Origin of the sequence: Sphingopyxis sp. DBS4, from assembly GCF_024628865.1 — a bacterium.
In the GTDB taxonomy this organism is placed as follows: domain Bacteria; phylum Pseudomonadota; class Alphaproteobacteria; order Sphingomonadales; family Sphingomonadaceae; genus Sphingopyxis.
Window position 1 is genome coordinate 1,807,604 of the sequence record NZ_CP102384.1, and the last position, 12,588, is coordinate 1,820,191.

Here is a 12,588-nt window from a genome sequence, read left to right on the forward strand (position 1 = left end):
AAAAGGATTTGAGCCGGCATGTTGCTGCATATCCCGAATGTCCTGACGCCAGAGGAGGCGGCGGAATTCCGCCGCCGTCTCGATGGCGCCGACTGGACCGACGGACGCGAGACGGTCGGCGCGCAGGGGGCGAAGGTCAAACGCAACGAGCAGGTGCCCGACGCTTCGCCGCTCAAGGCCGAGCTCAGCGCCGCGGTGCTCGCGGCGCTGAAGCGTAGCCCGCTGTTCTTCGCCGCCGCGCTGCCGCGCAAGATATTGCCGCCGCGCTTCAACCGCTATGCCGGCGGCGGCGCCTATGGTTTTCACGTCGATGGCGCGGTGATGAAAATGGCGACGGGCGAGCATCTGCGCTCCGACCTGTCGTGCACCCTCTTCCTCAACGATCCCGCCGATTATGAGGGCGGCCGGCTGATCATCAGCGACACCTATGGCGAACATGCCGTCGCGCTGCCTGCCGGCGACGCGATCCTTTATCCCTCAAGCAGCCTTCACCGTGTCGAGCCGGTGACCCGCGGCGCGCGGCTCGCATCCTTCTTCTGGATACAGAGCATGGTGCGCGACAACGACCTTCGGCGGATGCTGTTCGAGATGGACACCGCCATCCAGAAACTCACGCTCGACGGAGCCGACGACAATGCTGTCCTCCAACTCACCTGCGTCTATCACAATCTCCTCCGGCGCTGGTCCGAAACCTGAGCCCGAGACGGCGATGCGGGCGCGCGCGGCGGTATCGGCTCGAAGCGGCTTTGCGAACGCGGGCTCGATGATGACCGGCCGTTATGGCGAGGATCGGAGGCCCAATCTGCCCGCCGCCGCGCTCGCGGCCCTGCTGACGGCGGGGCTGTTCGCCGTGCTGCTCCACACCGGCTATCACCGCGCGCAGACCGAGGCCGCCAAGCTGGCGGTGGTCAACCTGTCGATCGCACCGCCGCCCCCGCCGCCCGCATCTCCGCCAAAGGAAGTCCCACCGCAGCAAAAGGCGCCGGTCTTCGCCCCGCGCCCGCTGGTTGCGATTCCGACCGATCAGCCGCCGATCCAGACTTCACCCGATCCGGTTCCGGCGCCGCCGGTCCCGGCACCCGCGCCGCCGGCGCCCCCGGCCCCGCCCGCGCCGCCTGCGACGGTGCAGGCGAGCGATCTCGGCACGCGCATGGTATCGGGCGCCCCGCCGCGCTATCCCACCGAAAGCCGGCGGCATCGCGAGCAGGGGACGGTGCTGCTGTCGCTGACGCTCGATGTCGACGGTTCGGTCGCGGCGATTTCGGTCGCGCGCAGCAGCGGCTTCGACCGCCTCGACGAAGCGGCACTCCGCGCGGTGCGCAAATGGCGCTGGGCGCCGACGATGCGCAGCGGTCAGGCGGTGAAGGTCAGGGGACTGGTCGAGATCCCGTTCGTCCTGCGCGGATAGGCCCGCGCCTCAGCCCAGCATCGCGCGCCATTCGCGCGAGACATGTTCGCGATTCCCCGTCACCATCGACGCCGCGAGCCCCTGCGCATCGGCGAGCGCGATCACCTTCTCCGGCCCCAGCACGGTCAGCGCGGTCGCCCAGCCGTCGGCCATCATGCAGCTTCGATGCAGCACCGTCACCGACGACACGGCGCTGACGATCGGCCGCCCGGTCATCGGATCGAAGCTGTGCGAATAATGCCGCCCGTCCGCCACGAAGCCGCGCCGGTAGTTGCCCGAGGTCGCCACGGACAAATCGTGCAGCGCGATGCGCCACGGTGCGATCGACGTCGTCGGCGGCATCTCGACATCGACCCACCACGGCTGGCCGTCGGGCCGTATCCCCTGCCCACGCAATTCGCCCCCCAGTTCGAGCAGAAAATGACGCACGCCCTGCCCGAGCAGCCATTCCGCGGCGAGATCGACGCCATAGCCCTTGGCGATCCCCGACAGGTCGAGCTGTGCGCCTTCGCTGCGCCGGATGCGGCCCTCCTCCAGTTCGATGCGCCGCTCCACGATAGGCTGATCGCGCGGGACGCGATCCACCGGACCCCGGCTCCCGAAGCCCCAGCATTCGGTGATCGCCCCCAGAGCGGGATCGAAGGCGCCATCGCTCGCATCCGCAATCGCCAGCGCCGCCGCGACGACATGCGCGAACTCAGGCGGAATCTCCCGCCAAGCACCCGCGGGCGCCCGGTTGAAGCGCGACAGGTCGGAGTCAGGCTCCCACTGGCTCATCTGCCGGATGACGCGGCCGAACGCCGCTTCCACGCCCGCCGCGAGATCGGACAAGGTGGCGACCGCGTGCAGCGACCAGCTCGTCCCCATCGCTTCGCCCGACAGGGTCTGGATGCCCCCCGCGCCGGTCCGCGCCGCAAAGGCGGCGGGCGTCAACGCGCGAGGGATCAGGATGCGGTCGCCGGGTTGTTCGCTCAGGGCGCCATCACCTCGAGCGTGGTGACATAACCCGCGCGGCGCTGCGGCGCGGCCGATGCCGGCGGCGGGCCGCCCTCGCCACCTTCACCACGCGCGGTCTGCGGGGTGGTGACGTTCATCCAGTACATACCGGGTTCGGGCCAGGTCACCGCGACCTTGCCCTCGGCATCGGTCTTGAGGTCGATCTGGCCGAGCTGGTCGCGATAGCGGATACCGCCGGGGATCACCGTGACCGGCAGGTCCGCGGCGGGCTTGCCGTCGAGCAGGAACTGGAACGTCGCCGCCTCGCCCGCGAACAGGTCGTTGGGATGCGTCACCGGCACCATCTCGATCCCCTTGCCGGCCGGCTTGAACACCGTCGTCGTCGGCTCGCCGACCGTCACGAAAATCTCGTTGCGGTTGTTCGCTTCAGCGGTCTGCACATTGGTCGCCCCCGCCGGCAGCCGCTCGGCAAGGTTGGCAGCAGTGGTGCCGCGCGGCAAGCGCTCGGTCTTGCCGTTCAGTTCATAGCTGCCCATCAACGAATCCGACACCGACGCGATACGATAGGTGCCCTTCTGCGTCAGATGGACGTCGAAGGTGCTGCGATAGCGCCCCGTCGCCTGGTTCTCGATCGCCACCTCGCTGCCGTCGGGCGCCCAGGCATGGACGGCATCGAGCCGCAGCGGCTGATGCTCGAAATAGAAAAGGTCGTTCGACACCGCGGCATCGACCGTCACCCACACGTCATCGCCCGACAGCACCGTCGACGACGGCATCATCCACTGGCGATGCGCGCTCGCCGGAACCGCGGCCATCGCCGCCAGCGCGACCGTCGCCGCGAAACCCCAAATCTGCTTCTTCATTGCCCTGCCCTTTCGTTGGATCAGCGGAAGGCGACCGTGACGGCGCCGAGTTCGGTCTTGCCCGCGGCGCGCCCGCCCGGGCCGGCCTTGGCAGGCCAGGTGAAGGGGATGCGGAGCAGTTCGCGTCCGCCGACCTCGCGCGCGGCCTCGATCACCAGCACATAATTGCCGGGCGCCGTGGCGCCGAGCTGGGCGCGGCTGAACGAGATTTTCTGCGCGCCCGGCGCGCGCGTCGCGCCGGTGATACCGTTCGCGGGAAATGTCATCGTCCGGCCCGAGGCGCGCCACCATTGGCGCACGTCACGCAGCCATTTGGTGCCCTCGTTGTTCTTCATGTCATAATCGTACCAGACCGCGACCGTTTTCGCCGGAGCGCCCGCTTTCTCGACCCAGATCGCGACGTAAGGACGATGATATTCGGCGACCTTAAGCTGCGGGATGGTGATGGTGACGTCCATCGTCGCGGGCGCCGCGGCCAGGACCGGGGCGGTCAGCACGGCGCTCAGCGAGCCGCCGATCAGAAGCGTGCGCGAAGGGGACTGCATGAAGACTCTCCTTAGTGGATGAAGATGATCGCGATGGCCGCGGGAAGGATCAGGCCGGCGCCGACGAGCGGCCAGGTGCTCTTGCGCTTCGCCGAATGCAGCCAGAGCAGGAACAGGCCGGTGATCGCGAAGATCAGGCAGGCGAAGGCGAAAACATCGATGAACAGGCTCCACTCGCCGCCCGAATTGCGGCCCTTGTGGAGATCGTTGAGATAGGAAATCCAGCCGCGGTCGGTGACCTCGCTCGATACCGCGCCGCTCGCGCGGTCGATCGCAACCCAGGCATCGCCGCCGGGCCGCGGCGCGGGCAGATAGACTTCGTCGGCGGACCATTCGGCCTCGCCGTTCGCCTTGACCGGGAAATGATCCTCGACCCAGGCCGCGACGGGCCGCGGCAGGACGCCCTTGCCCCCGGCCGGATCGGCGCCGAGCTGGCCCAGCACCGCCTGCGGCATCTGCGCCGTCTTTTCGACGACAACGGGCGCCCCCTCGATGTCGGCGGCATGATTGAGCGTGAAGCCGGTGATCGCGAACAGCAGCAGGCCGATCAGGCTGATCGCCGAGCTCATCCAGTGCCACATATGCAACTGCTTCAGCCAGAAGGCTTTGCGGCTCTTCTTGACCGGCGGGCGCGGGGATGTGCGCGAGGATGGGGGTGCGTGCATGGGGACTTCTGGTTGAAAACGATGCCCGCCATTATCGAGAACGATTCGCAATTACAATATAATTACGCTCCGGCCCTGCCCTGGCACCGCCGATATTTCGTGGCCCCGTCGTCTGCTTATGTTAACGGGGCGCGGGTATAGATCACGCGCGCTGCCGCCTGTCGCCGCTCGGGGAATGACATGATCCGCCTCTTTCTATCCATCGACATGGTCGGCTCGACCCAGTTCAAGGCCCGTTTTTCGGGCCAGGGAAGTCAGGGCTGGCTCGAGGTGTTCCAGGCCTTTTTCTGCAATTTCCCGTTGATTCTCGCAGGGCAGGTCGGCTTCGAATTCATCGACGACGAGCGCACGCCGTCGATCGACATCTGGAAGGCGATGGGCGACGAGGTCATTTTCGCCGCCGAGCCGCAGAGCGCCGAAGAGGCGGCGTCGATCCTGCGGGCGCTGCTCCGTGCGATGGCACTCTACGAAAGCCGTTATTTCGAGCGCATTCCGCTGCGGCTCAAGGGCACCGCCTGGCTCGTCGCCTTCGGTGAACAGAATATCGAGCTCGACATCGCGGAACTGGCGGCGGGCGACGGGGCGCGGCATATCGACTATATCGGCCCCGACGTCGATCTGGGGTTCCGCCTTTCCAAATACGCCCGCCCGTCGAGCCTTGTCGTCTCGCTCGACCTTCTCGAACAATTGCTGGGTGCCCGCAACGCGGGCGACCTCGCCTTCCACCTCGTCGGCCGCGACGAACTCAAGGGCGTGATGTTCGGGCGCCCCTATCCGATCGTCTGGGTCAGCGACGCCGAAACCGGCTTCGACTTCCTGCCGTGGGAAATCGAGGAATGCCCGCTCGTTGCCGCGGCGGCCGACGCGCCGCCCAGTGAGCCGGAACGATTGCGGGGCGCGATCGCCGACATGCGGCTTTATCTGCGCAAGATGCATGGCGTCGACCGCGCGCCGCTGGTGCTGGGAAGCTAGGGCTGGTCACGTTGAGGGAATCGTCATCCCGGCGAAGGCCGGGATGACGAGATAAGAACACGGAGTTTCTGGGTTTACTCGATCATGCCCTAACCGCCCCCCGCCGGCCCTTCATAGCAGACCACCAGAATCGCGATATCGTCGGACTGCGGAATTTCGCCGACGAAGGCGCGCACGCTGTCGGCGAGGCCTTCGGCGATATAGCGCGCCGATGGATTCTCGCGGCTGCGCTCCAGCGCCGCCCGAATACGCGCGGCGGTATAGAGTTCCTCGTCCGGCCCCGTAGCCTCCGACACGCCATCGGTGAACAGGACCACCGCGTCGCCGGGCTCCAGCGTGAAGCGGTCCGAGCGATATTGGACATCGTCGAAGATGCCCATCGCCATGCCCTGCTGCTTCTCCAGCCGCTCGACGCGGCCGTCCGCGCGCACGATGAAGGGCGCTTCGTGGCCGGCGTCGCTATAGACGACGCTGCCGTCGCGCAGGTCCAATATGCCGGCGAGCGCGGTGACGAACATCTCCGCCACATTGTCGCGCGCGAGTTCGGCGTTGACGCGCGTCATGATCTCTGCCGTCGAGGTCGCGGACAACGCCTGCGCCTTGAACAGCGTCGTGGTCATCGCCATGAACAGCGCCGCCGGCACCCCCTTGCCCGCGACGTCGCCGACGACGAAGAACAGCCGGTTCCGGTCGATCAGGAAATAATCGTAAAGGTCGCCGCCGACCTGCTTCGCCGGTTCGAGCATCGCAAAGACGTCGAGGTCGGTGCGCCCCGGAAAGGGCGGGAATTTGCGCGGCAGCATCCCGACCTGAATGTCGCGCGCCGCGGTCAACTCGCCCTCGACGCGTTCGCGCGCCGCGGTCGCGGTCTCGACCTCGATCAGATAGCGCTGCAGCCGCGCGATCATTCCCGACATCGCCTCGGCGAGGCTGCCGACCTCGTCGCGCCGCGCGCCGCCGAGTTCCTGTATCGCGAGCAGTTCGCGCTCGTCGGGCTCGAAGCTGCGTTCCTCCATCCCGCGGGTGAAGGCGGTAAGCTGCGCCAGCGGCCGCACGATCCGCCCGATCAGCAGCCAGCCGACGGCGAGCGAAAGCGCGAACATGACGACCCCGACCGCGATCGACTGGATCAGCGCCTTGCGGAGGCTCGCGTCGAGTTGGTGCAGGTCGATGTCGGCCCCGATGACGTAGGTGCGCCCGTCGCGCATCCGCATCGGTTTGTAGATCGAGCGGAAGCGGCCGAAGCTGTCGCTATATTCGTCGAACCGCACCCGTCCATCGCGAAAGCTCTCGCGCAAGCGGGCAGGCGCCGTATCATAGAGCGCGAAGAAGCGCGTCTCTGTCCCCGATTGCATTTCGGCAATCGTCGCGCTGGTCGCGACGGTACGTATCTGCGGTCCGAACTGCATATAGGTATAGGCGTAGACCAGCCCCGACTCGTTCGCGAAATGCGACAGCCGGTCCTGCACGACATCGAATTGCTCGGCCGAGACCGACCTCGCGTCGCTGATTCCGTCGTGATAGCCGCGCGGCACGATTTCCTGCACCGCATTGGCCGCGGTGACGAGTTGCCGGTCGATTCCGGCGAGTATCTCGGCGCGATCGATCGTGTAGAGCACGACCGAATAGGCCGTCGCCGCGATCAGGTTGAGCGCGAACAGCAGCAAAAGCAGCTGGGGCTTGAGCCCGAATTTTCGCTTGCGTCCCGTCATCGCCCCTGCCGTCACCATCGCCGCTTTTGTCCGTGCTGACAACCGTGCGGCTGACTTCATCAATATTTTGTTGCTATGCGATGCGGCATCGCGGGGCGGAGGGACGAAACATCTTGATCGACAGGCTAAACCGTCTGCTGCGCGTCGAGCCGGGCGAAGCCCCGAAACTCGCGCAGTTCGCGCTGTTCGGCTTTCTGCTGCAAATGGGGCTCGGGATCGGTTTCAGCGCGGGCGACGCCGCCTTCTTCAGCCATGTCGGCGCCGACGCGCTGCCGGTGATCTTCATGCTCACCCCGGCGGTGATGCTGGTCTACACCGGCCTGTTTTCGGTCCTGATGGTCCGCTTTTCGCTGAACCATATGGTGATGGCGACCCTGGCGATGCTCGTCGCGGGCGGTGTGATCCTGTGGGCGCTGCTCGGCCGCGCGGGCGACAGCGCGCCGCTCTATTACGTACTGAAGCTCTATCTCGCGATGTGGTATATCGCGCTCTACAGCCTGTTCTGGAACTTCACCGACGCCTATTTCGACATTCAGGACGCAAAACGGCTGTTCCCGCTGTTCGCCGCCTTTTGCGCGCTGGGGACTGCGGCCGGGGCCCTGATCGTCAATATGCTTGCCGCCGTCGTCCCCTTACTGGGTTTCCTCCTGCTCTGGGCCGGCATTGCCCTCGCGACGATGCCGCTGGCCTGGTCGCTCGGCCGCCGCTGGCCGCAGCTCAGCGAAAGCGACGCCGAGGAAAGCGGGCAACCGGCGGGGGTAGCCGCGCAGGTCGCGATGATGGCGAACAGCTTTCGTTCCTCGCGCTATACGCTTGCCCTGACGGCAACCCTGTTCGTCACGCTGTTGATGACCAATCTTGCCGAATATCAATATGCGGCGGTGCTGCAGCAGGGGCGCAGCGAGGCCCAGCTCGCGGCGCTGTTCGGCGCGCTCTATGCGGCGTCGAACATCTTCAACCTCTTTGTCTGCCTGTTCGTCTTCAACCGGCTGGTGATGCGCCTCGGCGTCCGCAACGTCGCCTTCATCCTGCCCCTCACCTATTTCGCGGTGTTCGGATTCTTCTTTCTCAGCAGCGGCTATGCCGCCGCGATCGCCGCCTTTTTCGCCTATCACGGCGTGCTGACCTCGATCGAATACAACAATCAGAATCTGCTGTTCAACGCGGTGCCCTCGGCGATCAAGCGCCCGCTCCGCACCGTGATCGAGGGAATGTGCGAACCGCTCGCCAGTCTGATTGCGGGCGGCTTCCTGCTCTATGCCGCCAAATATCTGGATCTGCGCGAGCTTTCGGGAATCGGAGTGATATTGGGCGCGCTGCTGATCGCGGTCGTCGTTCTGCTGCGCCAGCTCTATCCGGCCGCGATGGCGGGCAACATGCGGCAGGGCTGGCTCAATTTCGGCGCGCCCGCTCCCACGCTGACGCCCGAGGCCGAGGCGCGGCTGCGCGATCTGTCGGCGTCGCCCGGCACGCCGCTCCACGCCCTGGCAGTCAGCTTGCACGGCGAAACGGACCAGCCCCACCTCGCCGATCCGGACGCCATCGCCGATCTCCTCGCGGAGGCCCCCCGGCAAAGCCCCCGCGAGCGCCGCCAGAGCGCGGCGATGATCGCCGATTTTGGCGAAACCGCCATTCCGCATCTGGTCGCCGCGCTGCGCGATACGCGCCGACCGCAGGGCGAACGCGCGGTGGCGGCGCGCGCGCTCGCGAACCTGTCGCAAGCGCAGTTCGCGGCGCAATCGGATATGATCGTCGCCGCCGAACTCGGCGCCGCGCAGCAGGCGATCGACAGTGCCCGGCGGCTCGACGCGGCCGACGATGGCTCGGGCCTTACCGGCCTGCTCGCCCGCGCGCAGCGCGAGCGCGCGAGCGCCGCGATCGATTTCCTGCTCGAACTGCTGGCGCTGCGCGGCCTGCTGCCCGATTTCGACCTGCTGATCGTGTCGCTCCATTCCGCCAATGCCAAGGTGCGCGCCAACGCCATGGAGGCGGTCGAGACGGGCATCGGCCATGCGCTGTTCCGTCACGTCGAAGCGGTGCTGCGACCGCCCGAACCGGATGCCGCCGCGCCGCCATCCGGTGACGAGGTCGTCGCACTCGCCGAGACCGCTCTCGTCAGCGGCGCACCGGTCGAGGTGGCCGTTGCGCTGGCGCTGCTCCACCGGCGCCTTTCGCAAGGCGAATTTGCTCGCCGGACCGCGCCTCTGATCCGCGCGGGAATGCCGACCCCGCTGCGCCTCCAGTTGCTCGCGCTGCTCGGCCTGCGGCGTGCGGCCGGTCCGGGCCGCGTCGACCTGATCGACGCGCTGCGCCGAACCCCGAATTTCGCCGCCGCGACGCTCGAAGCACTCGCCAGCCTTGCCGAGGCAGCGCGGACCGAGCCTCTTGTCGATGCCTGGAGCGGCGTCACCGCCAGCGGCGACCGCTTCTGGATCGCACACGACGATATCGGGCGGGTCGCCGCGCGGCACCCCGACCTCGCGCTGGTGATGCTGCGCGTGCAGGACGGGCGCAACCATGCGGCGTAACCGGAAAATCGGCATCCAGACGCTGCTGCTGCGAATATTCCTGCCGGTGGTCGCGCTCGCGGCGCTGCTGGGGGCGATTTTCGTCTACAACCGGATCAACGCCACGATCCTGCGCCAGTTCGACGACCGGCTGATCGCGACGAGCGCGCTGACCGGCGCGCTGATCGATCCGGCCGATCACGACTGGCTGATCGACGCAGCAAAGACCAGGCGCGACCCGGCGGCGATCGAGCATGACATCCGCTACCGCCGCAATGTCGAGCCGATGCGCCGGATTCGCGAGCGGCTGGGGCTCACCTATATCTATACGCAGGTGACGAGCGGCCGGGCCGAAGTGCGCTACATCCTCGACGGCACCGAGGGTGAGGAGCATACGGCGATCGGATCGCCCGACACCCTGCCCGAAGAGACGATGGCCGGGCTCCGCGACGTGCAGCGTCGGCGGGATATTTATGTCTCGCCGGTCGAATATCAGGAAAAATGGGGGCTGCTGAAAACCGCGGCGGCACCGGTCTATGGCGCCGACGGAGTGATCAGCGGCACGGCCGGCGCAGACGTCAATGTGTCGGTCATTCGCGTCGCGACCCAGAACGCCCTGTTCCTGAGCGCAATGATCGGCATCGCCTCGCTTCTCGCCTGCCTGCTGGTCACCTTGCAGATCGTGCGGCGCGTCGCGCGGCCGATCGAGCGGCTGACGCAGGAAGCGCTACGCATCGCCGCCGGCGATCATCGCCCACCCGCCGATGGGCACGCCCCGCGCGAGGCGCGCGATCTCACCGCTTCGCTCGCGGCACTGAGCGCCCACGCGACCGCCGATCTCGAAAGCGCCGCCACGCGCGCCGCGCGGCATCGGCTGGCGGCGAGCGAAGCATGGCTGTTCGGCGGCGAAGGCGGAGCGCCGGTCATGCCGGTGAACGGCCCGCACGACCGTGCGTCCGAAGCCCGCGCGCCGCGCACCGGCCCGGTCGATCCCGAACGGGAGCACGCGGCCATCCCGGCCGAGGTCATCGATCATATGACAGCGCTGGCCTCGATCGCGCCGTTCGACAGACTGTCAGCCCGCGAGCTTCTGCTCGTCGCGCAGCACGTCCGCGCGCGATTGTCGCAGCCGGGCGCGCTGCTGATCGAGCGCGGCCAGCCCGCGCAGATGCTGTACATCGTCATCGCAGGCTGGGGGATGGCGGGCGAATTGCGCGCTCCGTCGATCTTCGATGTTCCATCGCTGCTCTTTTCGCTTCCCGCCGCACAGGATTACCGCGCGGGCGCCGAAGGGATGCAATCGCTTTGCCTCGCGCGCGCGCACCTGTTCACCATCGCACGCGAATGCCCGGAGTTCATCGTCGGCCTGCTCGACATGGAGGCGCTGCCGTCATGCGGATAAGGTCGATCATCCTTGCCGCGGCGATCCCGCTGCTGCTGCTGCTTGCGGCAGTGAACGGCGCCCTCCTCTATTTTCAGACGAAGGCCGAGATGCGACGCGGCCTCGACGAGCGCGCGCTTGCGGTGGCGATTACCACCGCCGAATTCCTCTCGGCGATGGACGATCCGGCAGAATCGGTCGGCAGCGCACCGCGCCGTGCGGCGCTGGTGTCGGCAGCGCGGCACGTCGAAGGTCTCGAAGGCCTGTATCTGGTGGACGCCGCCGGCCGGGCCACCGCGCTCGTGACCGCGCATCGGCGGTGGACTCCATCCCTAGCCGCACCGCGCGGCGCGGCCGAGGTCGGTGCGATGACGAACGCCGACGGAAACCGCCATGTCGTCGCGCGTGCGCGTGTCGCGGGCGGCGGCTTCGTGGCCGCTCGTATCGATGCCGAACCGCTGTTCGCGCGGCTGGACGATCTGTTGCGCTGGATCGTCGCCGGGGTCGCGGCGGCGGGAGTCCTCGGCCTGACCGCCGGCTGGCATGTCGCGCGACGAATCCAGCGCGAACTGGCGGTAAGCCGGCAGTTGATGACCGCGCTCGACACGGGAGGTCCTACGCCCGATACGAGCGCGCTGACCATTATCGAAGCCTCCGATCTCGCCGCTGCGCTCCGCCTGCTCGACGCCAATCGGCGCGCCACGCTTTCGGCAATCGACGCGCGGCGAACGCGCGAGGATCGCGACCGGACCGACATCGCGGCCTTTGCCACCTGGCGCGCTGCGGCCTTTCCATCGCTCGATACGACGGTTGCGGGCGGAGGGATCGCAGCCCGGCTATGCGGCGACGCGGCGCCCGGCTGCTTTTTCGCGCTCTGCACAAACGAGGATCGGGCTGCGCTGATCGTCGGCGAATGCAACGGCGACGACGCGCGCGAAGCATTGGCGCGCGCGGTCGCCGCGCGCGATTTTCTGAAACGGCATTGGCATGAAGGGACTCCCGACGAAGCGCTGGCCGCCGTGCGCGAGGCTTTCGCCGCGCTGCGGCTTCATCATCTGGCGTGGAGCGAGCGCAATCCGCCGACCGCCCCCTGCCTGCTGGCGATCATCGATGAGGCAACTGCCGCGGAATCCTATGCCCGTATGGCCCCCGACGCGCCGCCCGCAACAACGGTCGAGCGGATCGACGCTTTGCTCAAATTGGACGGCGTCCTCGCCGTCGTCAGTCCAGCCTGATCAACGGAGCGCGGCAAGCCCCGCATCGACATCGGCCTCGATGGCAAAGATCGGCGTGAAACCGCTGATGTCGAAAACCTCGTGAACCGCCGGCGACAGGCCGGTCAGCACCAGCCGGTGGCCGCCCGCCTTCGCCGCTTTCATGCCCTTCAAAAAGACGCGCAGCCCGGCCGAACTGACATAGGCGACCCCGGCCAGATCCATGATCGTCGCCGCATGCTGCTGAACGCGATCGGGCAGCACCGCCTCGAGTTCCGGCGCGCTGTTGCTGTCGATTCGGCCCGATGCCGCGACGAGCCAGGCACCGTCGAGTTGCTGTTCGCTGATATCCATCGTTCCGTCC

The 12,588-nt window shown here is 67.3% G+C and carries 12 protein-coding genes; 6 read left to right on the plus strand and 6 right to left on the minus strand.

The annotated features are described in order from the left end of the window. Positions 1-18: 18 nt before the first annotated feature. Positions 19-696, plus strand: a complete 678-nt coding sequence (locus NP825_RS08470; protein WP_257550353.1) for a Fe2+-dependent dioxygenase — start codon at positions 19-21, stop codon at positions 694-696. Between the two features lie 67 nt (positions 697-763). Then, positions 764-1,408 carry an energy transducer TonB gene (locus tag NP825_RS08475; RefSeq protein ID WP_257550355.1) on the plus strand — a complete coding sequence of 215 codons (645 nt, stop codon included), beginning with the start codon at positions 764-766 and terminating at the stop codon, positions 1,406-1,408. Between the two features lie 9 nt (positions 1,409-1,417). Here NP825_RS08475 and NP825_RS08480 read toward each other — a convergent pair whose 3' ends face one another. From NP825_RS08480 to NP825_RS08495, 4 genes are read right to left on the minus strand one after another with little or no spacing between them, the layout of a single operon-like run. Beyond that, positions 1,418-2,341, minus strand: a complete 924-nt coding sequence (locus tag NP825_RS08480) for an FAD:protein FMN transferase (protein ID WP_257550357.1) — start codon at positions 2,339-2,341, stop codon at positions 1,418-1,420. 38 nt (positions 2,342-2,379) lie between these two features. Then, positions 2,380-3,228, minus strand: coding sequence for a DUF4198 domain-containing protein (locus NP825_RS08485; RefSeq protein ID WP_257550359.1), 849 nt, complete (start codon positions 3,226-3,228; stop codon positions 2,380-2,382). 20 nt (positions 3,229-3,248) lie between these two features. Continuing rightward, positions 3,249-3,773, minus strand: coding sequence for a DUF2271 domain-containing protein (locus NP825_RS08490; protein WP_257550362.1), 525 nt, complete (start codon positions 3,771-3,773; stop codon positions 3,249-3,251). 11 nt (positions 3,774-3,784) lie between these two features. Continuing rightward, entirely contained in the window at positions 3,785-4,438 is a 654-nt protein-coding gene (locus NP825_RS08495) for a PepSY-associated TM helix domain-containing protein (RefSeq protein WP_257550364.1), read from the minus strand. Between the two features lie 180 nt (positions 4,439-4,618). Here NP825_RS08495 and NP825_RS08500 point away from each other — a divergent pair, with 180 nt between their 5' ends. Further along, entirely contained in the window at positions 4,619-5,410 is a 792-nt protein-coding gene (locus tag NP825_RS08500) for a hypothetical protein (protein WP_257550366.1), read from the plus strand. A gap of 89 nt (positions 5,411-5,499) precedes the next feature. On the opposite strand, the gene NP825_RS08505 is transcribed toward NP825_RS08500, so the two are convergent. Further along, positions 5,500-7,182, minus strand: coding sequence for a PP2C family protein-serine/threonine phosphatase (locus NP825_RS08505; protein ID WP_257550368.1), 1,683 nt, complete (start codon positions 7,180-7,182; stop codon positions 5,500-5,502). Between the two features lie 53 nt (positions 7,183-7,235). On the opposite strand from NP825_RS08505, the gene NP825_RS08510 reads away from it, so the two are divergent. Genes NP825_RS08510 through NP825_RS08520 form a run of 3 tightly spaced genes read left to right on the plus strand, consistent with a single transcriptional unit; the run spans position 7,236 to position 12,245 of the window. Further along, complete coding sequence (locus tag NP825_RS08510; protein ID WP_257550370.1) at positions 7,236-9,650, plus strand: MFS transporter; 2,415 nt, start codon at positions 7,236-7,238, stop codon at positions 9,648-9,650. Next, positions 9,640-11,031, plus strand: coding sequence for a HAMP domain-containing protein (locus NP825_RS08515; RefSeq protein ID WP_257550372.1), 1,392 nt, complete (start codon positions 9,640-9,642; stop codon positions 11,029-11,031). Before NP825_RS08510 ends, NP825_RS08515 begins: the two co-directional genes overlap by 11 nt. Then, complete coding sequence (locus NP825_RS08520; protein WP_257550374.1) at positions 11,022-12,245, plus strand: hypothetical protein; 1,224 nt, start codon at positions 11,022-11,024, stop codon at positions 12,243-12,245. Before NP825_RS08515 ends, NP825_RS08520 begins: the two co-directional genes overlap by 10 nt. Here the strand turns inward: NP825_RS08520 and NP825_RS08525 are convergent, their stop codons facing one another. Then, positions 12,246-12,578: an STAS domain-containing protein gene (locus tag NP825_RS08525; RefSeq protein ID WP_257550376.1), complete on the minus strand. Its 333-nt coding sequence runs from the start codon at positions 12,576-12,578 to the stop codon at positions 12,246-12,248. Positions 12,579-12,588 lie beyond the last annotated feature (10 nt).